The organism is Alloacidobacterium dinghuense, assembly GCF_014274465.1.
Lineage (GTDB): Bacteria > Acidobacteriota > Terriglobia > Terriglobales > Acidobacteriaceae > Alloacidobacterium > Alloacidobacterium dinghuense.
In genome coordinates, this window is record NZ_CP060394.1 from 246,010 (window position 1) to 267,077 (window position 21,068).

At 57.8% G+C, this 21,068-nt stretch carries 17 protein-coding genes; 15 read left to right on the plus strand and 2 right to left on the minus strand.

The genetic code is table 11. The annotated features are described in order from the left end of the window. Positions 1-12: 12 nt before the first annotated feature. The 8 genes from H7849_RS00965 (at position 13) to H7849_RS01000 (ending at position 11,500) form a co-directional block, all read left to right on the plus strand. Positions 13-1,524 carry a UDP-N-acetylmuramoyl-L-alanyl-D-glutamate--2,6-diaminopimelate ligase gene (locus H7849_RS00965; protein WP_186743580.1) on the plus strand — a complete coding sequence of 504 codons (1,512 nt, stop codon included), beginning with the start codon at positions 13-15 and terminating at the stop codon, positions 1,522-1,524. Beyond that, positions 1,521-2,909, plus strand: a complete 1,389-nt coding sequence (locus tag H7849_RS00970; protein ID WP_186743581.1) for a UDP-N-acetylmuramoyl-tripeptide--D-alanyl-D-alanine ligase — start codon at positions 1,521-1,523, stop codon at positions 2,907-2,909. Before H7849_RS00965 ends, H7849_RS00970 begins: the two co-directional genes overlap by 4 nt. 89 nt (positions 2,910-2,998) lie before the next feature. Continuing rightward, positions 2,999-4,132: a phospho-N-acetylmuramoyl-pentapeptide-transferase gene (gene mraY / locus H7849_RS00975; protein ID WP_186743582.1), complete on the plus strand. Its 1,134-nt coding sequence runs from the start codon at positions 2,999-3,001 to the stop codon at positions 4,130-4,132. 51 nt (positions 4,133-4,183) lie between these two features. After that, a complete protein-coding gene (murD, locus tag H7849_RS00980; RefSeq protein WP_186743583.1) occupies positions 4,184-5,557 on the plus strand; it encodes a UDP-N-acetylmuramoyl-L-alanine--D-glutamate ligase in 1,374 nt (457 codons plus the stop codon). Further along, on the plus strand, positions 5,542-6,633 hold the full coding sequence (gene ftsW, locus H7849_RS00985; RefSeq protein WP_186743584.1) for a putative lipid II flippase FtsW: 1,092 nt from the start codon (positions 5,542-5,544) through the stop codon (positions 6,631-6,633). The genes murD and ftsW overlap by 16 nt, the downstream gene beginning before the upstream one ends. Before the next feature lie 4 nt (positions 6,634-6,637). Continuing rightward, positions 6,638-7,750, plus strand: coding sequence for an undecaprenyldiphospho-muramoylpentapeptide beta-N-acetylglucosaminyltransferase (murG, locus tag H7849_RS00990; protein WP_186743585.1), 1,113 nt, complete (start codon positions 6,638-6,640; stop codon positions 7,748-7,750). 541 nt (positions 7,751-8,291) lie between these two features. Then, positions 8,292-8,624, plus strand: coding sequence for a PadR family transcriptional regulator (locus H7849_RS00995; protein ID WP_186743586.1), 333 nt, complete (start codon positions 8,292-8,294; stop codon positions 8,622-8,624). A 194-nt stretch (positions 8,625-8,818) separates the two neighbouring features. Then, complete coding sequence (locus H7849_RS01000; protein ID WP_251106523.1) at positions 8,819-11,500, plus strand: ABC transporter permease; 2,682 nt, start codon at positions 8,819-8,821, stop codon at positions 11,498-11,500. 101 nt (positions 11,501-11,601) lie between these two features. Here the strand turns inward: H7849_RS01000 and H7849_RS01005 are convergent, their stop codons facing one another. Beyond that, on the minus strand, positions 11,602-12,333 hold the full coding sequence (locus tag H7849_RS01005; protein ID WP_251106524.1) for a hypothetical protein: 732 nt from the start codon (positions 12,331-12,333) through the stop codon (positions 11,602-11,604). A gap of 406 nt (positions 12,334-12,739) precedes the next feature. Between H7849_RS01005 and H7849_RS01010 the strand changes: the two genes are divergently transcribed. From H7849_RS01010 to H7849_RS01020, 3 genes are read left to right on the plus strand one after another with little or no spacing between them, the layout of a single operon-like run. After that, on the plus strand, positions 12,740-13,321 hold the full coding sequence (locus tag H7849_RS01010; protein ID WP_186743587.1) for a DNA/RNA non-specific endonuclease: 582 nt from the start codon (positions 12,740-12,742) through the stop codon (positions 13,319-13,321). Positions 13,322-13,371: 50 nt separating this feature from the next. Continuing rightward, positions 13,372-14,337, plus strand: coding sequence for a ring-cleaving dioxygenase (locus H7849_RS01015; protein ID WP_186743588.1), 966 nt, complete (start codon positions 13,372-13,374; stop codon positions 14,335-14,337). Continuing rightward, on the plus strand, positions 14,334-14,954 hold the full coding sequence (locus H7849_RS01020) for an alpha/beta hydrolase (protein WP_186743589.1): 621 nt from the start codon (positions 14,334-14,336) through the stop codon (positions 14,952-14,954). Before H7849_RS01015 ends, H7849_RS01020 begins: the two co-directional genes overlap by 4 nt. A gap of 171 nt (positions 14,955-15,125) precedes the next feature. Here H7849_RS01020 and H7849_RS01025 read toward each other — a convergent pair whose 3' ends face one another. Beyond that, positions 15,126-16,337 carry an SGNH/GDSL hydrolase family protein gene (locus H7849_RS01025; protein WP_186743590.1) on the minus strand — a complete coding sequence of 404 codons (1,212 nt, stop codon included), beginning with the start codon at positions 16,335-16,337 and terminating at the stop codon, positions 15,126-15,128. A 159-nt stretch (positions 16,338-16,496) separates the two neighbouring features. On the opposite strand from H7849_RS01025, the gene H7849_RS01030 reads away from it, so the two are divergent. From H7849_RS01030 to H7849_RS01045, 4 genes are all read left to right on the plus strand, one after another. After that, on the plus strand, positions 16,497-18,677 hold the full coding sequence (locus tag H7849_RS01030; RefSeq protein ID WP_186743591.1) for a discoidin domain-containing protein: 2,181 nt from the start codon (positions 16,497-16,499) through the stop codon (positions 18,675-18,677). Between the two features lie 22 nt (positions 18,678-18,699). Next, on the plus strand, positions 18,700-19,305 hold the full coding sequence (locus H7849_RS01035) for an HAD family hydrolase (RefSeq protein ID WP_186743592.1): 606 nt from the start codon (positions 18,700-18,702) through the stop codon (positions 19,303-19,305). 40 nt (positions 19,306-19,345) lie between these two features. Next, a complete protein-coding gene (locus H7849_RS01040) occupies positions 19,346-19,762 on the plus strand; it encodes a hypothetical protein (RefSeq protein ID WP_186747932.1) in 417 nt (138 codons plus the stop codon). Between the two features lie 93 nt (positions 19,763-19,855). Further along, a complete protein-coding gene (locus tag H7849_RS01045) occupies positions 19,856-21,061 on the plus strand; it encodes an acyl-CoA dehydrogenase (protein ID WP_186743593.1) in 1,206 nt (401 codons plus the stop codon). Positions 21,062-21,068: the final 7 nt, after the last annotated feature.

The window sequence follows — 21,068 nt, forward strand, 5'->3', positions numbered from 1 at the left end:
TAACTTATTCCTATGCACATAGAAGAGGTTTTGCAGGGAGTTGGACAGGTGCGTCGCAGCGGCCCATCGGTGGACGTCACCAGCATCGAATACGACTCTCGCAGAGTGGGGCCGGGTTCATTGTTTGTTGCCATGCAGGGCGGCACGACGGATGGGAATCGCTACATCTCCACGGCTATTGAGCGTGGAGCAAGCGCGGTTGTGACCGATTCGGCGATGGCGTTTCAGGATGCCGCTGTTAAACACGCGCACATCGCCATTGCTGAAGTTGCACATGGCAGAAGCGCGCTTGCTCCCCTGGCCGCCAATTTCTATCAGCATCCGGAAGCTCATCTGGCGCTGAGCGGCGTGACGGGAACCAACGGCAAGACGACGACGGCATTTCTTTTGGACGCGATGCTGAACAGCGTCGCTCGCACGACTGTGCTCGTGGGAACCATTGAGTATCACGTTGCCGGCGAGATGGTGGAGTCGCCGCATACAACCCCCGAATCGCGAGATCTGCTGGAGCTGTTTGCCAGGGGAGTGAGCGCAGGTGCGACCGAGGCAGTGATGGAGGTTTCATCGCACGCGCTGGAACAGGGGCGTGTGTGGTCGCTTCTGTTTGATGTTGGGGTCTTCACAAATCTCACCCGCGATCATCTCGACTATCACAGGACGATGGACGCCTACTTCGCTGCCAAGAGCATGCTCTTCGATGGATCCAATGGTGTTGCGCCACGCATCTCAGTCATCAATGTCGACGATGCCTACGGTGTGCAACTCGCCATCATGGCTCGGGATGCCGGCTCAGAGATTCTTTCTTACGGATGGGGAGCCGGCGATTTTCATGCGGAAGATGTGCAGATGTCTGCTGCCGGGATGCGGTTCAGACTGGTAACACCTAATGGAAGTGTTTCAATGCAAACGCGGTTGAGCGGCAAAGTGAACGTCTATAACCTGCTTGCTGCTTCTGCTGCAGCGTATGCACGCGGCCTAACGCTCGACGAGATTGCGGCAGGCGCGGCATCGCTGGCTTGTGTGCCAGGGCGATTTCAAACCGTTGACGCAGGTCAGCCCTTTACCGTTGTCGTGGATTACGCGCACACGGACGATGCGCTTCGCAATCTGATTGCGCTCGCACGCGAGTTTGTGAAACCCGGAAACGGCCGGGTGATTACGCTCTTCGGCTGCGGAGGCGATCGTGACCGCACGAAGCGTCCACTGATGGGCCGTGCGGCAGGAGAAGGAAGCGACTTTGTTGTGCTCACCTCTGATAATCCGCGCAGCGAAGAGCCTGAGGCGATTTTGCGCGACGTGTTGCCTGGGCTGGAAGCAACGGGAGTCGAGTTCATCGCGGAGCCGGATCGCGCGAAGGCGATTCAGATCGCGGTGGAACAAGCCAAACCGGCTGATATCGTACTGATCGCGGGCAAGGGCCATGAGAAGACGCAGACGCTGCGCGAGCGTGTGATTTCCTTCGATGACGTCGAAGTCGCTGCAACTGCAATTCAAAGTCTTGCACCGACGGGAGCGAAGCATTGAAGCTGGCTCTCGATCAAATTGCGCACTGGATGGGCGGAACGCTGCATGTTCCGAGGCAGAATGAGCATTCGCTGGCTGCGACGGGCTACTCCATTGACTCGCGCACGTTGAAAGCCGGCGACCTTTTCTTCGCTGTTCGGGGCGAGCGGTTTGATGGACATGACTTCGTTACCGCCGCCTTGGAAAGCGGTGCCTGCGCAGCGGTTGTTGCTAGAAAGAAAGTTTTAGACCTGCCCGAAACAGTACGCCAGCAGATCCTGATCATCGTCGACGAACCGCTGCTCGCTTTGCAAACGCTTGCTGCCGCCGTTCGCCGCCATTGGGGCAAACGCGTGATCGGCATCACCGGAAGTGCAGGCAAGACGACGACGAAGGAAGCGATCGCTGCCGTTCTAGCGGCAAAGTTTCGCGTACTGAAGTCGCAGGGAAATCTCAATAACGGATTTGGCCTGCCCTTGCAATTGCTTCGGCTTGAGCCTGAGCACGAAGTAGCCGTGATTGAGATGGGCATGTCGAATGCAGGTGAGATTGCGGCCCTGACCCATATTGCTGCTCCTGACTGGGGCGTAGTCACGAATGTCGGCAATGCGCACGCGGAGAATTTCTCTGACGGCATCGCCGGTGTTGCCCGTGCGAAGTATGAGTTGGTGGCCAGCTTGCCGGGTGTTGGTGTGGCTTTTCTGAATTGCGACGATGCCTACGTTTCGCAATTCGGCCGCGACTTTCACGGTAAGAGCATCTATTTCGGCAAGGGACCATGCGCCAATCCGCGTGCCGAGTCTGCCGAAGAGTTGGGTGCGGATGGCACGCGAATTCTGGTTCGCGCTGGTGGGCACGAGGTGAGGGTTTGCCTGCGCCTGCTGGGGCAGCACAATGTATCCAACGCGCTGGCCGCTATCGCCGTGGGGATGGAGGCAGGCATTTCGCTGGAAGCCTGCGCTGAAGCTCTGGCGCAGCTGGAGCCGGGTGATAAGCGCGGCCAACTCATCAATCTGAATGGCGCCACGATTATCAACGATTGCTATAACTCAAATCCTGAGGCGCTGAAGGCGATGATCCACACTTTGATGTTGATGCCGGGTGAGCGCCACATTCTGGTCGCTGGAGAAATGCTGGAGCTAGGGCGTGAGACCGCGGCACTGCATGCAAGCTGTGGTGAAACGGCGGCTGCTGCGGGGGTCGATGTCGTAATCGGAGTGCGTGGCAATGCTCTGCAGATTGTTGAGGCGGCAAAGCTCGCTGGCGCAGACGCGATGTTTATGGAGACGCCAGGGTTGGCAGGCGCATGGCTGAAGCGGAATCTTCGCGAGAAGGACGTTGTCCTGTTGAAAGCATCGCGTGGCGTGCGGCTGGAGAAGGCGCTTGAAGCATTTGAAACAAATTAGTTTTGTAAGATGAACCTGAGTGACTGCAATTTGTTATCCCAGCGTGTGAACGCAGCGCATGCCGGGGAAATTAATGCCGGAGGAAGTATTTGCTCTACTGGCTTCTGTATCAGAAACTTTTCCCTTACTTCAGACCATTCCGTATCTTCCGGTATCTGACGTTCCGCACCGCATTTGCGTCGCTGACGGCGTTACTGATCGCACTCATCATTGGACCGTATGTGATCGAAAAGCTGCATGAGTTCCAGATCGGCCAATACATTCGCGAAGAAGGCCCGAAGGACCATCAAAAAAAGGCCGGCACTCCGACTATGGGCGGCGTGCTGATCTGCATTGCCATTCTGTTGCCTACGCTGCTGTGGGCCGATCTTTCGAATCCGTTTGTCTGGCTCATGATGGGATCGACTGTCGCTTTCGGCGCCATCGGCTTTGCCGATGATTACATTAAGGTGGTCAAACGCCGGAACCTCGGTCTTACGGCCCGCGCCAAGCTCGGTTACCAGATTCTGGCGAGCCTCGCAATCTCGATCGCTCTGATTGCCATGCAGACGCAGGGCATGTATTCAACCAAGCTCAGCGTGCCTTTCGTCAAGCGCCTGCAGCCTGACTTCGCGATTCACGCGCTGCGGCATATCCCGCACTTCGGCCTGCTGGCTTTTCTGCCCTTCGTGGTCTTCACCGTGCTGCTGATCGTTTTTTCGAGCAATGCGGTGAATCTTACCGACGGCCTCGACGGGCTGGCCATCGGTTGCACCATCATCGCTGCCGGTGCACTTACAGTTCTGACGTATGTGAGCGGGCATGTTGTTTTCGCTGACTATCTGGAATTGCAACGCATGCCGCTTGTGGGCGAACTGTCAATCTTTTGCGGATCGATGGTCGGGGCGAGCATTGGCTTCCTCTGGTATAACGCGCATCCAGCGGAAGTCTTTATGGGAGACGTTGGCTCGCTCGCTTTGGGAGGGGCCATCGGGACGGTTGCCGTGGCGATTAAGCAGGAACTGCTGCTGCCCTTTATTGGCGGGATCTTTGTGCTGGAGGCCATGTCAGTGATTCTCCAGGTAGGCAGCTACAAGCTGCGCAAAAAACGAATTTTCAAAATGGCGCCGCTGCATCACCACTTTGAACTGCTCGGCTGGTCAGAGGCCAAAGTCATCACTCGTTTCTGGATTTTGGCGCTGCTGTTTGCACTCTTAGCACTCACCACGCTGAAGCTTCGTTAAATTTTGCGCGCGGCGTGACACAATAGCGTGTCTGGCCGGAAAATCAAAGGCATGGAATTCAAAGGAAAAAAGGTTTTGGTGGTTGGCCTGGGCAGATCCGGCCTGGCAGCGGCGCTCTTTCTGCGCCGCAGAGGCGCGCAGGTTACCGTGTCGGACATTCGCAGCGCCGAGCAGTTAGGAAAAGAGATCCCCGCCCTGCTTGAAGAAGGTATCTCCGTCGAAGCAGGCGGACATGGGTTGCTGACCTTCCGGCGACAGGATCTGATTGTTGTGAGCCCTGGTGTTCCCATCGATACACCGGAACTTGTGCAGGTGAAAGCCTTTGGTCTGCCGATCATTGGCGAATTGGAACTCGCTACCGAGTACCTCAAAGGAAAGTCGCTGGCGATCACTGGATCGAACGGCAAGACCACGACGACCTCGCTGTGCGGGGAGATCCTTGAAGCCGGAAAGTTGGCAGTACAGGTTGGCGGCAACATTGGTGTGCCCGTCATTGCGTTGGTCGATCAGAGCCGCGACGATGGCTGGTCAGTTCTTGAAGTATCGAGCTTCCAACTGGAGACCACCAGCCAGTTCCGCCCCGAGATTGCTGTCATTCTGAATGTGACGCCGGATCATCTCGATCGTCACGGTACGTTTGAAAATTACGCAGCGGCGAAAGAACGCATCTTTGCCAATCAGACTGCCGAAGACGCGTTGGTTCTGAATGCGGACGACGATGTGACGTCGCGCATGGCGGCTCGCGCCAAGTCGCGCATCTTCTGGTTCAGTGCGAAGCGCGTGGTGCGCCAGGGCGCGTTCGTTCACGAAGGAGCCGTTGTCTTCCGCCCATCCGAGCAGGCTGCGCCGGAGTTCATCCTTAAGGTCGAAAACATCCCGCTCAAAGGTCATCACAACGTTGAAAACGTGCTCGCTGCTGTCTGCGCCTCGCGACTGGCGGGTGTGGAGGCGGACGCTATCCGCAAGGCGGTCGAATCGTTTAAAGCCGTCGAGCATCGGCTGGAATTTGTGGCTGACATTAACGGCGTTGACTACTACAACGACTCCAAGGCTACGAACGTCGATGCCGCGGCGAAGGCCATCGCGGCATTTCCCGGCGGCATTCATCTGATTCTTGGCGGCAAGGATAAGAACTCCGACTACCGCCAGTTGCGCTCGCTGCTCGAAGAGCGGGTGAAGGCCGTCTACACCATTGGCGCTGCGGCGGAGAAGATCGAGACGCATATCTATGGCACGGTGCCTGTCGTCAGTGCCAGAACTTTGGATCAGGCAGTTGCCAAGGCAGCCGAGGCCGCGCAGCCGGGCGAAATCGTACTGCTGGCGCCGGCGTGTTCGAGCTTCGACCAGTTCGAAAATTACGAGCATCGCGGACAGGTTTTCAAAGAGCTTGTGCACGCGAGACAGGGTGTATGGCAAAACGCGTAGGCGTCGATAAACTGCTGTTCTGCGTAACGCTGATCCTCGTCGTCATTGGGCTGGCGATGGTCTTCAGCGCTTCTGCCGTCATGGCCAAGGAGCGCTTCGGCTCGCCGTACAGCTTTGTCATTCGCCAAGCCATCTGGGCCGCTGTTGGTCTGGCCGTGATGACGCTACTCATGCAGGTCGACTATCGCAAGTACAACCGGCCCAACGTCGTTTTTCCAGCCGTCGCTGTCACCGTCATCTGTCTGATGGCCGCGTTTCTCATGCGCGACTCGCACAACACGCATCGCTGGATTCGCTTCGGGATGTTGTCTTTCCAGCCCTCGGAGTTGGCGAAGCCCGCGCTTGTTCTTTTTCTCGCGTGGTTCCTGCAGAACCGCATGCAGACGATCGACGACTGGCGCGGCACCATTCTTCCGGCGGCGCTGCCGAGTCTGGTCTTTATTGCGTTGATCCTGAAGGAGCCGGACCTTGGCACGGCGCTTGTTTGTGCCGGTGTTACAGCGCTCATGCTCTATCTCGCCGGGATGGAGATGAAGTATCTCGGCTATGCGTTTCTGGCTTCGCTTCCTGTCCTTTACCTCATGCTCTTCCGCGTGAAGTGGCGGCGGGATCGCTTGCTGGCGTTCATCAATCCTGAGGCCGATCCGCTGGGCAAGGGCTTCCACATTATTCAGTCGTTGATTGCGGTAGGAACAGGCGGCATTTTCGGGCTCAACTATATGGAGGGGCGGCAGAAGCTCTTTTATCTCCCCGAACCGCATACGGACTATATCTTTGCCAACATCTCTGAGGAACTGGGGCTGCTTGGTGCGCTGATTGTGCTTGGACTTTTCATTGTGCTTGGATATCGCGGCATCCGTGCCGCTGTTCTGTCGAAGGATCCATTTGCTCGCTTCCTTGCTTTCGGTATCACAGCCACGATTCTGATTCAGGCGTTTTTCAATATCAGCGTTGTCCTGGCGCTGGTTCCGACCAAAGGGATCACGCTGCCATTCATCTCTTACGGCGGCACATCGCTCTTCATCATGCTCGCCCTCATCGGCGTTCTGCTCAACATCACACGGGAGATCGAATAGCTACGTGCGAGTGTTGATTGCGGGTGGCGGCACGGGCGGCCACATCATGCCGGCGTTGGCCATCGCCGATGCTCTTCAAAAGCAATACCAGGCGGAGCTTCTGTTTGTAGGCACACCGCGCGGACTGGAGTCGAAGCTTGTTCCGCAAGCAGGGCACAAGCTTGAGCTGATCAAAGTCGGCCAACTCAAGAATGTCAGTCTGGTCACGCGGTTGCGGACCATGCTCGACCTGCCGATGAGCGTGCTGCACTGCCGTTCGTTGCTGAAGCAGTTCCGGCCTGATGTTGTCATCGGCGTTGGCGGTTACGCCTCCGGACCGGGGATGGTTGCGGCGATTCTTGCGCGCATTCCGACATTGGCGGTTGAGCCGAATGCCTTTCCCGGTCTCGCGAACCGGCTGGTGGGCAAGCACGTTTCCGCCGCGGCGGTTAATTTCGAGCCTGCTCTCAAGTACTTCCGCAACGCGCAGGTGACTGGCATTCCCGTCCGCGCTGAATTTTTTCAGCTGCAACGGCGCCCAGAGAACGGCTTGCCTCACCTGCTCATCTTTGGCGGGAGTCAGGGTGCGCGTGTGCTCAACCGGACGATGCCGCAGGTTGTGGCGCGTCTGCTTGAGGCTGTTCCCGGCCTTACGATTCTGCATCAGGCTGGGGCGCGCCATGCCGAGGAAACGCAGGCAGCTTACGCTGCCAGCGGAGCTGATCCGTCGCGGTGGCAGGTGCATGCGTTCCTTGATGACATGGCCCGGCGGTTCGAGGCTGCCGACCTGGTTTTGTCGCGCAGCGGGGCGAGTACGGTAGCCGAAGAGATGGCGGCGGGCAAGCCGGCGCTCTTGGTTCCGTTTCCCGGCGCGGCGGACGATCACCAGCGGAAGAACGCGGAGGTGATGGCCGGGGCAGGCGCGGCGACTCTGCTCCTTGAGTCGGAGATGACGCCGGATCGTCTCCTTGAATCGCTGACGGCCATGCTGGGCAATCGGGCCGAACTCAAGGCTATGGGTGAGCGGGCGCGGACGCTGGCTCATCCGGATGCGGCCAGCCGAATTGCCGCCATGGCCTGTGAAGTTCTGGGCCCAGGGCTCAAAGCACAAGGCTCAGTCCCCCCCATTGCTCGCTAAATTCCTCTTTTTATTTGGCTTATGTGTCTCAGAAAAGATCCCATGTCTCTGCGAGACATGGGGCACCCTGGTCTACTCGATGCAAGACTCAGGCCCCCTTCATTGTCGCTAAATTCATCAAAATACAGCTGTTATGGCTATTTTGTCGTTGAATCGAGTTAAATTACTGTTTCTACTTGACTTAGGCGGCCGAATTAACCGAACACCCCGCATCTCCACAATGCCTGGGGTGACTGGGGCAAAGCATTGGTCACCCTCCCCTATGCTTTCTGTAAATTCTTCTTTTTACAGGGGTTCGGTTGTCATCTGCTGAGGGGCAGACGCGGAAAACCGCTCTATTTCCATGATAGCAATTTTGGCCATAATTCCCTGCTGGAAAACGTAGGCTCTAACCTCATGCCATGGAAGGAGTTAGTGGTTGCAGATCGACGCAGGGGGCTTGACAAAGAAATCCACAGGTCTGACAGAAGCCGCTCATTACTCCTCTTGACATTCGACAAGTGATAGGCGTATTTCTTTTGTCGAATGACGAGGGGTGAAGATGGCGTCATCTGCGGAACTGTTGCAGGGGACATTGGATTTGCTGATTTTGAGAACGCTAGCGATGGGACCGATGCATGGCTGGGGGATCGCGCAGAGGATCCAGCAGGTTTCAAAGGAAGTGCTGCAGGTGGGGCAGGGATCACTCTATCCGGCGCTGCATCGGCTGGAGTACAAGGGTCGGATCCAGGCGGAGTGGGGGCCTTCGGAAAACAACCGTCGAGCCAAGTTTTATTCGCTTACGCCGGAGGGGTTGGGTCAGCTTGAGGCCGAGCGGGGGAATTGGGAACGGATGGCCGAGGCGATTTCGCTGGTGCTGAACCAGGCGGGTTGATGTGTTTGGTTGTGTCATTGTTCAGAAGAAAACCTGCCGATTTGCGTTCGTGCTTTTCCACCTTTTCGCAAACTGCGCGAAAGGATGGGGCACCCGATGTTCGTGCCGATGGCCTAGAGGAAAGCAGGTCCTTCGTCGCGTTGCTCCTCAGGATGACAGCGCTTTGGGGTGATGGGTGGTTTGGAGGTTTGTTGGTGAATCGGTTGTTAGGGACAATACGATCGTTCTGGACGCGGGTGCGGTTTCTGTTTTCTCGCAGGGCGACGGATGAGATGGACGAGGAGCTGCAGTTTCACATTGAGCGGCAGGTTGAGGCAAACGTTGCTGCCGGGATGAGCCCCGCCGAGGCGCGGCGGCAGGCGCTGATTGCGTTCGGTGGCGTGGAATCTGCGCGAGAGGGTTGTAACGAGGCGCGGCCAGGATGGTTTCTGGATACGCTGTGGCAGGATGTGCGCTACGCACTGCGCGGGTTTCGCCGGAATCTTATTTTCACGATCACTGCGCTGGCAACGCTGATGCTGGGAATTGGCGCGACTACGGCGGTCTTCAGCGTGGTGGATCGCATTCTCTTCCGCAGCCTGCCTTATGCGCATGGGGACAGGCTGGTCTCTGTGGGTTTGGTACAGCCTTTGGAGAAGCAAGAGTTCACGCTCGGCGGATTTTACTTTGAATGGCGCGACAACCAGAAGCCGTTCGCGTCGATGACGTTTGAGCGAGGCGCGGGCGAATGTAACCTGACGGCCCAGAATCCTGTACGCCTGCATTGCGCTGACGTGGCCGGGAATTTTCTGCCGACGTTGGGGGTAGCTCCGGTGATTGGTCGGAATTTTCTGCCGGCGGAAGATGTACCGAACGGCCCGCAAGCAGCTCTTATCTCCGATGCGCTCTGGCTGGCTCGTTATAACCGGTCGCGGGAAGCTCTGAACCAGGAGATAGAGATTGACGGCAAGCCGGTTCGCATCATTGGCGTGCTTCCGGCAGATTTCGAAATGCCGAGGCTGCAGGCAGTAGATATTCTTCTGCCGGCGCAGATGGACATAGCGGCGCAGCATACGCTCAATGATGGCATTGGACTTCCGATGTGGGCGTTTGCACGGCTGAAGCCGGGCGTGAGCATTGCCCAAGCGAGAGAAGAGATGGCCCCGATCTATCGCCATACGCAGATGTGGATTCCGGCGCAGTTTCGGCAGCAGTTTCAGTTGCAGATTCGTTCCATTCGCGATCGCCAGATGCAGGATGCATATCGGGCGGCATGGGTGCTGCTGGGCGCTGCGCTGGCTGTGATGCTGATTGCGTGCGCGAATGTGGCCAGCCTGTTTTCAGCACGCGGCGCAGCGAGAGAGCGCGAGCTTGCGGTGCGCGCGGCGCTGGGAGCCAGCCGGTTCCGGATTATCCGGCAGGCGCTGACGGAAGCGCTGCTGCTTGCGGTGGCGGGCGCAGCGGCGGGGTGCGTGCTGGCTGAGATCTTATTGCGGGTTTTTATCTCTATCTCGCCGTCCGGCGTTCCGTTTCTTGCCGACGCGCAACTTGATTTGCGGATTATTGGCTTTGCGGTTCTGCTTGCGCTGGCTTGCGCAGCGATATGCGGCGTGGCGCCGGCTCTTGAACGGCCGCGCTCGATCGCGTTCTCGGCGCGTACGGCGAACTCGGGAGCGCACACGCGGCTGCGGGGATTTCTTGTGGCTGCGCAAATCGCTGTGAGTGTCGTGCTGCTTTCGGGTGCGAGTCTTTTCGTCAGAAGCTTCCGGAATCTGCAGCGCGAAGACCTGGGGATGCAGACGAAGAACGTGCTGACGGTGCGGATTCCATTGGTGGATTCGCGCTACCCGGGAGACCGAGCATATATGGATTTCTATCTGCGTGCCGAGGCGGCAATGCGTCAACTGCCTGGCGTTCAGGCGGTGAGCATCAGTGACTCACTGCCGCCGGATGGGAACAGCTGGCATGGCGGCTCCCGGTTAGGGGATTTCTTTGTCGTAGGGAGGCCGCCGATTCCGCCGGAAACCGGGGGCGCGGTAATGAGGCGGCTGGTGACGCCTGATTATTTTCGCGCTCTGAATATCTCTATGCTGGAGGGGCAGGGCTTCACCGAAGGAGAGCGCGGCGCGAACGGCGATTTCATGATCCTGAGCAGGCGGCTTGCCGAGTGGCTGTTTCCCAAGGGCGATGCGGTCGGGCAGCATATTCAGTTTGCCAACTATCGTCCGTACTTTTCGGTCGATGGCCCTGTGTTTACGGTTGTGGGTGTGGCGGCCGATGTGAAGAATGCCGGGCTTACCGGGCAGGATGATCCGGAATACTACGAGCTGTGGAGTAATCATCATCCTGAAAGCTGGAGCCGGCACTGCGTATTTCTCATAGAGACGAACTTGCCGCCTTCCGTAGTGGCAACGTGGCTGAGAATGCAGATTGCGAAGCTCGATCCAACCGCGCCGGTAGCGGTGGAACCCCTGACGCAAACAGTTGCACGGCTGGCCGATCGACCACGGTTCGAGATGGCTTTGGTCAGCTTTTTTGCGGCTGCCGGACTGCTGCTGGCGGTGGTGGGATTGTATGGCGTGGTGGCGTTTCTGGTAGCGCAGCGTACGCAGGAGATTGGCGTGCGCATGGCGTTGGGGGCGACGCGGGCGAATATTCTGCAGCTCGTTCTGGCGAAGGGGATGGGGCTGGTGCTGGCTGGAGGGTTTGTCGGGTTGGGGGTTGCGTTTGTTGTCTCACGCCTGCTGCGGAGTCTGTTGTTTGAAGTGAGCGCGCATGATCCGGCTTCATTTCTTACTGTTGTAGTGGTGCTGAGTGCGGTTGCCTTGGCGGCAACGCTGATTCCGGCGCTAGCGGCTACGAAGGTGAATCCGAATGTGGCGCTGCGTTGTGAGTAGGATCCCACATCTCTTCGAGATGTGGGGCACCCGTTCTGGGCTGTGATTTGGAGTAGAAAAAGGCCCGCTTTTTTGAGCGGGCCTTCTAACTTTCGGTTGCATTATCGGTGACCGCCACCGCCGTGGAAGCCGCCGCCTCCACCGCCGTGGAAGCCTCCGCCAGCGAAGCCGCCACCGCCGTGGAATCCGCCGCCAGCGAAGCCGCCACCGCCGTGGAATCCGCCACCACCGCTGAAGCTGTGGACAGCGCCGCCACCGCTATAGCCATGGAAACCGTTCGTTCCGGAATAGCCGTGGAATCCTGAGGAGCCGTTATATCCGTTATATCCGTGGAAGCCGGACGCGCCGTTGTAGGCGCCGCGATAGCCGGTCATGCCGATAGAACGGTTTCCTCCATTCAGAGGTGAGCGCCCATAGGCTCCTCCATTGCGATAGCCATTGTTAAAGCCGCTGCCGTAACCGCGGTTGTAGCCGGAGTTGTAACCGCCGCGATATCCGCCACCGTAGTAGGGATGCGCGCCCCAGCCCCATCCACCGTACGGATGACCCCAACCCCAGCCCCAGGGGCGTCCATACCAGCCGCTGTACCACGGGCCGGCCCCGATGAAGACGCCGCCGAAGAACCAGTCAGCGCCATAGTAGCCGTAAGGCGCGCAGGCATATGGATAGTAAGAGTAGTAGCCCCAGGAGCAGACGGGCGGGCCGCCGACGTAGACCGGAGCCGGATAACCGACCTCCGGGCCGATACCGATACCCACGGCGACCTGGGAGTGAGCAAATGCCGCAGGCACTATGAGAACCGTGAGCAAAGCAAGGGAACGCAAGATTCGCAAAGTCAGACCTCCCCGTCAAACTGCCGCCTGTCGTTTCGGCCAGCCAGCTGACGTGTTCCGCGAACCCATACCGGAGTTCCGGAACCCCTACCTATTGGAAACACCGGCGGCGGGAAAAGTTGCGGCAAATAAAGCCGTTGTCGAAGCGCTGGTGCATCTCAGGGAAGCCGGAAACGGAGAGCCGTAGCGTGCGGGAATTATGGCATCAGGAAAGGCCGTTCGGAAAGGATAATCGTTGTCGGGTTGGGGCTTAGACATCTTTTGATATGCCGCACAAAGTTTTCATAACCGCGTAATCGTGTGGGCAAACACGCAACGTGCTAGATTAGCGGACAATCACTCCAGCACGCGAAAACCGCGCGTTCGGGGGGAACCCCGATAAAAGGGCCTTTGCAGGAGGTTGTTGATGGCGCCAACATCACTACCGGATATCAGCAGCAGATTCACCTTTCGCAACTGGATGCAGGGAAATTATTTCTTCAAAGAGGCGGCGGGTGAATTGGGTGTGCCGGGTAGAGTGGCGACACATCGCGACGTGAAGGCGCAGCGCGACCTTGCCGGTGGATCGGGCGACCACGCGGGGCATATGATCGGGGTGCAGTTCGGGGCGCCTGGCGGCATCGAGAACATGGGCTTGCAGAATGCAAACATGAATACTTTTGCGCCGAAGCGGCTGCAGGAGGCATTTCGCGGACACGGCGGCAGCTATCACGATCTTGAGTCTGAGTGGGCTCGCAAGCTAAAGGATGGCTATCGCATCACGGTCACGATTCAAGATAAATACAGACTCGACGAAGAGCGCCCGTTTGTGCGCTGGGTGCAGTGGGTCGAGACGACTCCGAAGGGCAAGCAACAGGCGGCGCAAACGCTCGACTTCGGCAACTTCAGTTCCCCTCAATTGCGCGCAGCCAGAGGCGAGCAACCGGGCCCGATCACGAATGGCGGCAAAGGCGCGCAGGTTATTTCTCTATTCGGGCCGCGGCGCTGACCTGAATCCAATTTCACTAGAACGCATCTGCTGTTGAACGGAGGAGCACCATGCCTGATCCAATTCCTGGAATCCACCACATTACCGCCATAGCCACAGATGCCCAGCAGAACGTTGACTTTTATGCGGGCGTTCTGGGACTGCGCCTGGTAAAGCAGACAGTGAACTTCGACGATCCTGGGACGTACCACCTTTACTTCGGTGACGGAAAAGGGAATCCGGGCACGATTCTTACTTTTTTCCCGTGGAGCCACGTGCAGCATGGACGGCGTGGCACCGGGCAGGCGACAACCATTTCATTTGCGGTTCCGGCTGACTCGTTTGGTTTCTGGATTGAGCGGCTCACGCGACACAGCGTGGAGTACGACAAGCCGACGCGGCGTTTTGACGAGCCTGTGATTACATTTCACGACTGGGACGGACTAGGGCTTGAGCTTGTAGGCGTGGCTGGCGCGGAGAACAAACCCGCCTGGGAATCAAACGGAGTATCCGGCAAAGAGGCAATTCGTGCTTTTCACACTGTGACGCTCTGCGAAGACGGGATGGAGAAGACTGCGTCGCTTCTGACCGATACGATGGGCGCGAAGAAGCTGAAGGAAGAAGGCTCGTATTTTCGCTACACCTTTGGCGAGGGAGACAGTGCTGCAAATGTGGATCTGCATTGCACGCCTGAGTTCATGTCCGGCGTGGTGGCCGGGGGAAGCGTGCACCATGTGGCATGGAGGGTGCCCAATGATACAGCGCAGGTGGAGTGGCAGAAGAGAGTGCGCGAGGCGGGATTGAATGTGACGCCGGTGCTCGATCGCCAGTACTTCAAGTCGATTTATTTCCGCGAACCGGGCGGCGTTCTGTTTGAGATTGCAACCGATCCGCCGGGTTTTGCTCGCGATGAGCCGGAAGACGCGCTCGGGCAGGTGTTGAAGCTGCCACCGTGGCTTGAAAAGTATCGTGCGGAGATCGAAGGCGACCTGCCGAAGCTCCACCATCCAAACTTTGCGATGGAAAGGCAGCTATGACCGCAACCGACACGTTCATTTACCGGTTTGTTCCAGTCGAGAATAGCAAGCGTACGCTGCTGGTGCTGCATGGTACGGGCGGCAATGAAGATGATCTGTTGCCCGTGGGCCGCATGCTCGATCCGGAGAGCGCGCTGCTGAGCCCGCGCGGGAAGGTGCTGGAAAACGGAGCGCCGCGATTTTTCCGCCGACTGCGTGAAGGCGTCTTCGATGAAGAAGACGTGATCCGGCGCGCAAATGAGCTGGCGGATTTCGTTGCTGGCGCCGTCAAAGAGAATGGATTGAATGCTTCGCAAATTGTTGCCATCGGCTACTCCAATGGAGCCAACATCGCGTCGGCCATGATGCTGTTGCGACCGGAGATTCTTCGCGGCGCGGTGCTGCTGCGTGGGCAGGTGCCGCTGGTTCCGGAAAAGGTGCCCGATCTTGCCGGCAAGTCCGTGTTTTTGTCGTCGGGAAAATTCGACCCGATTGTCGACGCCGAAAATGCGGGCCAGCTTGCAGAGATGTTGAAGAAGGCCGGGGCTGATGTTACGCACAAGCTGCTGCCGAGCGGGCATGAGCTTACGCGCGTGGATATTGATGACGCGCGTGAGTGGCTTTCGCGGTTGGCTTGATTATTCCGTAATTCCTAATTTGGCGAAGAATCTCAGCGATTTGTCTGGCTGACATCGCTGAGATTCTTCCTCCCTCTGGTCGTCAGAATGACGGCTCTCTGAAATTTGATGGAATAAGGACAGAGAGATTCTTCCTCCCTTCGGTCGTCAGAATGACGGCGTTTTATTAGATCAGTGAAATAACGACAGATCGATGGCGTCGCCCATGGCTTTGTATCCGGCGTCTTTCGGGTGGAGGTGATCGCCCGAATCATAGTCGGGCAGGAACTGGTCAGGATGCGCAGGGTCTTGCGTGATCTTGTCGAAGTCAATGACGCCATCGAAGACACCGCTGGTCGTGATCCACTGGTTGTAGGCTTGCCGGACTTGCTCGCCTTGCGGCGATGAGTAGCCCGTGGGCAGATACGGAGTCAGCGTTGCGCCGAAGACCTTGATGCCGTGCTGGTGCGCGCGGGTGACGAGTTGAGACAGGCCGAAGATCAGATCGTCGGCGGTGATCTTGTCGCCTGGCTCGTGCGGTTCTTTGAGGCGGCCAATGTCATTGATGCCTTCGAGGATGATGAGATACTTGACGCCGGTCTGCGCAATTACGTCGCGATCGAAGCGGGCGAGCGCGCTTGGGCCGTAGCCATCGTGAAGGACGCGGTTGCCGCCAATGCCTTGATTGAGCACGCCGAGGTTTGCGGTCTTCTTGTCGGCCTGCAGGCGGGCGGCGAGAACGTCCGGCCAGCGATGATTCGCATCGCGCGTTGAGTCCGCGCCGTCGGTGATGGAGTCGCCGAAGGTCACGATCGCTGCGGCTTTGTCAGTGGCGTTGGTACGCACGTCAATTCCTTTGACGAAGCACCAGGCGTAGATGGGGCTGGAATTGTCTGCGGTTGGTGCGGACGTCGCGTCGCCTCTGAGCATGTAGTTGGTTGAATCGCCGAAGGAGTGGCAGGTGGTGTTGCGAATGCGCTGCTCGGGGAAATACACGCTCACGACGAGGTCGGAGAGCGGAGCGGGCTCCATGTTCACCGGGTCGCTGAGGATGAATGCTCCGGCAGGAACCTCAGCTGTGGGCCTTCCGTTGAAAGTGAGCGCATGATCCGAATTCGCCTGAATCGATCCGCCGCCTGCGCTGACTGCGATATGCGCACTGCCCACGGTGAGCGGGTCTGTGCCGAATTCGTTGGTGAGTTGCACCCGCACGGCTGAGCCGCCCAGGCTGATGTGCACGATGTTGCGATAGGTAGAGTTGGCGGGGCTCGGCTGGCCGTCATTCACGACAGCGCCTACGGGCGAAGCTGCCCACGTTCCCACCCAGTTTGCAGCCGGTGTCTGAGCAAAGGCCGCAATACTGCCAAACCCCAGGAAAGCTAACGCAAGAAATTTCCGATGCATGTATCCCTCAGAAAGGAAATGTATTTTTCGTTTGGGATGAGTGTACGGTCTTCTGGGCCAAAGATGGCCCGATGAATCGAAGAAGATTGACAATCCATATTCAAACGTTTGAAATTGCCAAATCACAGGAATTAGAGATCTCACTTCGGAGCGAACGGCTTGCAACGATCGATCTTCGCCGCCCTTGTCGTCTTTGCTGTTTCTCTTTCCGCCCAGACGATTCATGTCAGCACGGCGCCCGCTGACCAAACCAACAGCTTTGTCCCGACGGAGACCCTGGGCGCGGGCGTCGACCGAATTCCGCGTGAGGCCTTCGAGAAGGACCTGGTGCCGGAGACGATTGCGGCCACGCTCGCTTCCGGCTGGCAGACGGTCACGTATCGCCAGAACACTGAGCTTGCCATCCAGGCATGGCACTGGAATCCGAAAGGCACATGGAGCGATCCGAGCGGCAAGGGGTATTTCACCGGTTCGACTGAGCTGGGCGACCCGATACGTCACTCCTACGGTTACGTATTGCCGCACCGCGGCGTTACTCGGAATGACGGAACCGGTAATACCGGATATTCACGGCTGACGGACGGTGACCCGGAGACCTATTGGAAGAGCAATCCTTATCTGACGCAGCGCTTTACCGGCGAAGACGATTCGCTGCATCCGCAGTGGGTCATCATGGACCTGAATGCAAATCAGCTTGTCGATACGATTCGCATTGACTGGGCAGAGCCGTTTGCAACGCACTATGTTGTTCAGTACTGGACCACCGACGCGGACCCGGTTCACGCGCCAACGCGCGGCGTTTGGCAGACCTTTCCGCACGCTGAGATCACTGACGGAAAAGGAGGACCGGCAACGATTCGCCTTGCGTCCTCTCCGATGCCGGTGCGATATGTGCGTATTCTCATGACGGCGTCGTCGAATACCTGCGATACGCATGGCTCGTCTGATCCACGTAACTGTGTCGGTTACGCAATTCGTGAGTTGGCACTCGGGACTACGTCGGCAGATGGCCAGTTTCACGATCTTGTGCGTCACACGCCCGATCAGGAGCAGACTGCGACGATTTGTTCCTCCATCGACCCGTGGCACGAGCCGGACAACCTGGAGAGCACATTTGAGTCGCAGATCGGCTTTGATTTTTTCTATACCAGCGGCATTACGCGCGGGCTGCCGGCGATGATTCCGGTGGCAATGCTCTATGACACGCCTGAGAATGCTGTGGCGGAAATCAGTTACATCGAGAAGCGCCAGTATCCGATCTCGTATGTCGAGATGGGAGAGGAAGCTGATGGGCAGTTCATGCTTCCGGAGGATTACGCTGCGCTATACCTGCAGTGGGCTATGGCGCTGCATCGCGTCGATCCGGCGCTGAAGCTGGGAGGCCCGGCATTTACAGGTGAGAACAAGGACATCGAAGTGTGGCCGGACGAGCAGGGGCGTACTTCGTGGACGGGGCGGTTTCTTGATTATCTGCGGCAGCATCAGCGGATGAGCGATCTGGCGTTCTTTTCGTTCGAGCATTATCCGTACGAGCCGTGCAAGATCAGCTGGAGCAGTCTTTACGAGGAGCCAACGCTGATGAGCCACATTATGCAGGTGTGGCGGGATGATGGACTGCCCGCGAATGTGCCCATGTTTGTCACCGAGTCGAATCTGTCATCGGCGACCAGCGAGACGTACATGGACATCTTCAGCGGGATCTGGCTGGCGGACTACATTGGCTCGTTTCTGACCGCTGGCGGCAAAGGCGTTTACTACTTCCATTACCTTCCACTGCAACTGGAGCGGGGCTGTAACGATTCGGCTGGGACGTTTGGCATGTTTACGGTCGATGCTGATTACAAGATCAAGCAGCGGCTGGCACAGTTCTTTGCGAGCCAGATGATTACGCAGCAGTGGGTGCAGCCGGGGAATGGACAGCACCATGTTTATCCTGCGACCAGCGTGGTGGATGATGGCGCTGGGCATTCGCTGGTGACGACGTATGCTCTGGAACGGCCTGACGGCGAATGGTCGCTGATGATCGTCAACCGCGACCAGTTCAATCCGCACACTGTGCACGTTGATTTTGATGGGGCTTCGCATGCCGCGAGCCATTTCACCGGTACCGTACACGTTGCGCGCTTTGGCCGCGATCAATATCAATGGCATGCGCGGAGCAAGGACTTCACGGCGCATCTTCCTGAAAAAGAGGATCGACCAGCGGTCATCTTTACACCCGGCAAGGCTGATCCTGACGGTCCGATTCTGGAGTCGACGGAAGAGGCCAACGCCAATACGCAGTTCGATCTCCCTGCGGCGTCGATCACGGTGATTCGCGGCAAGATCGCATTAAAATAGAGGTAAGGACCTGAGTCCATAAATGAAGTTGAAATTACCCGAAGGACAGTTCAAGGCTTATCTCTTTGACTGTGATGGCACCATTGCCGATTCGATGCCGCTGCACTATATCGCATGGAAGAAGGCGCTCGGCGAGTGGGGCTGCGACTTTGACGAAGATCTGTTTTATGCGTGGGGCGGCCTGTCGGTGGCGAAGATCATTTCTACACTGAATGAGCAGCGTGGCCTCAACATGCCTGTGGCCGAGGTGGAGCATCGGAAAGAGAGCCTTTACTACGATCTATTGCCGCAGCTTACGGCTGTGCCTGAGGTTCTGGAGCATATCGAAGCTCAATACGGGCGGATTCCGTTTGCTGTGGTTTCGGGGAGCACGCGCGAATCGGTGACGGCTTCGTTGGCGGCGCTCCATCTGCTGGATCGCTTTGAGACGATGGTCTGCGCTGGCGATTATAAGAAGGGCAAACCGGATCCGGAGATCTTTTTGCTGGCTGCTGAGAGGCTGGGTGTGGCGCCTCAGGATTGTCTTGTGTTTGAGGATGCAGAGTTAGGGATTCAGGGAGCGACTGCTGCGGGCATGGCTTCTGTTAGGGTTCCGCTGCCCCATGAACGGGCGGTGGCGCTCAAATAACGAATTTCACTCAGGCGAGTCCAAACACCGTCGAGGCTAGATGGTCAGGAAAGCAAGAAGGTTTTGGATCGTCCTGCTGGTGTTGCTCGTGGCCCAAGGGAGCAGTCTGGCTGAGCAGCCGGAGGAATCGGCGCATCGCCAGGGGCCGCATGACTTGGAAGGATGGACGCTGAATTCCTCTATCCCTGATCACCCGGGTGAGAAGTTTCCATTCACGCTCGTGATTGCGCGTCGAGGACGTATCATCCGGAAGATTTCCGGCGATCCGTTCGTCTGGACGTGGCTGTTCTGGGCCGATGGCAGCCAGGTAGCGTTTGAATCCGGCCCGCTGCATTTCGGCATGTCTTGTGTTCTGGCTGATATTTCTACTGGCCGTCAGCTGGCTCGTTATGACTGCTTCAGTGGCCTGCCGGACGACGCTCCTGACTGGGCGAAGGCGCTTGAATCGTCTGAATAGCCCCCCTTCCAGGAAAACGGCGACAAACCTGTACAAAAAATGCTACGATCACGGGTTTCGCTTGTTTCATTTTTTCGCATCGGAGTTATCGATATGAGTTCTCAGGCAAGCGCCGCGGCTGCGGTGCCGGACGTAACCACTTATCCCTTCAAGCTTACCGACGAGCAGGAGCACCTGCGCCGTGAGGTCCGCGATTTTGCACAGCGCGAAATAGCCCCCAACGTCATGAAGTGGGACGAGGCCAGCGAGTTTCCTGCTGACGTCGTGAAGCAGCTTGGGCAGATGGGACTGATGGGGATGATCTTTCCCGTGGAGTATGGCGGCGCGGGCCTGGGCTATGTCGATTACATGACGGCGATTGAAGAGCTGTCGGCTGTCGACGGTTCAGTGGGCATCATCGTTGCCGCACACAATTCGCTTTGCTCGAACCACATTTTTCTTGCTGGAAATGAAGATCAGAGGCGGAAGTACATTCCGAAGCTCGCCGGCGGCGAATGGCTGGGCGCATGGGGGCTGACCGAGCCAAATTCCGGCTCAGATGCGGCTGGCGCCAAGACGACTGCGGTTCGCAAGGGCGACAAGTGGGTGCTGAACGGTAACAAGACGTTCATCACCAATGGCCACTATGCGGATGTGGCCGTGGTGATCGCCGTAACGGACAAGACGCAGGGTACGCATGGACTCTCGGCGTTTGTGGTGGAGAAGGGGACATCGGGATTTCGTCCGGGGAAGAAAGAAAACAAACTGGGACTGCGGGCCAGCGATACCTCGGAATTGATTTTTGAGGACTGCGAGATTCCGGCGGAGAATCTGCTGGGGAAGCTGGGCGAAGGATTTGTCGACTCGATGCGTGTCCTCGATGGCGGTCGCGTGTCGATTGCTGCGTTGTCGCTCGGGATTGCGCGCGGTGCGCTGGAGGCGAGTTTGCATTACGTGAAAGAGCGCAGGCAGTTCGGAAAGGCTATCGCGGAATTTCAGGGCGTGCAGTGGAAGCTCGCCGATATGGCCACGGAACTCGATGCGGCGCGTTTGCTGACGCTGCGGGCTGCGGTTTTGAAGGATGCAGGGCAGCGGGTGACGCGGGAATCGTCGATGGCAAAGCTCTATGCGAGCGAAGTGGCGGTTCGCATCTGCGACGAGGCTGTGCAACTGCATGGCGGTTATGGCTTTATAAAGGATTACCCGGCAGAGAAGTTTTATCGCGACGTGAAGCTCTGCACCATCGGCGAAGGCACGAGCGAGATTCAGCGCATGGTGATCGCCCGCGAGATTCTCAAGGTGATGCCGTCGCGCGGTTAAGAAGCCG

Excerpts from the sequence above, each read along its gene's own strand:
- H7849_RS00965 (WP_186743580.1), top strand. The coding sequence starts at position 13 with ATGCACATAGAAGAGGTTTTGCAGGGAGTTGGACAGGTGCGTCGCAGC.
- murD (WP_186743583.1), top strand. The coding sequence starts at position 4,184 with ATGGAATTCAAAGGAAAAAAGGTTTTGGTGGTTGGCCTGGGCAGATCC.
- ftsW (WP_186743584.1), top strand. The coding sequence starts at position 5,542 with ATGGCAAAACGCGTAGGCGTCGATAAACTGCTGTTCTGCGTAACGCTG.
- H7849_RS00995 (WP_186743586.1), top strand. The coding sequence starts at position 8,292 with ATGGCGTCATCTGCGGAACTGTTGCAGGGGACATTGGATTTGCTGATT.
- H7849_RS01010 (WP_186743587.1), top strand. The coding sequence starts at position 12,740 with ATGGCGCCAACATCACTACCGGATATCAGCAGCAGATTCACCTTTCGC.
- H7849_RS01015 (WP_186743588.1), top strand. The coding sequence starts at position 13,372 with ATGCCTGATCCAATTCCTGGAATCCACCACATTACCGCCATAGCCACA.
- H7849_RS01020 (WP_186743589.1), top strand. The coding sequence starts at position 14,334 with ATGACCGCAACCGACACGTTCATTTACCGGTTTGTTCCAGTCGAGAAT.
- H7849_RS01025 (WP_186743590.1), bottom strand. The coding sequence starts at position 16,337 with ATGCATCGGAAATTTCTTGCGTTAGCTTTCCTGGGGTTTGGCAGTATT.
- H7849_RS01035 (WP_186743592.1), top strand. The coding sequence starts at position 18,700 with ATGAAGTTGAAATTACCCGAAGGACAGTTCAAGGCTTATCTCTTTGAC.
- H7849_RS01040 (WP_186747932.1), top strand. The coding sequence starts at position 19,346 with ATGGTCAGGAAAGCAAGAAGGTTTTGGATCGTCCTGCTGGTGTTGCTC.
- H7849_RS01045 (WP_186743593.1), top strand. The coding sequence starts at position 19,856 with ATGAGTTCTCAGGCAAGCGCCGCGGCTGCGGTGCCGGACGTAACCACT.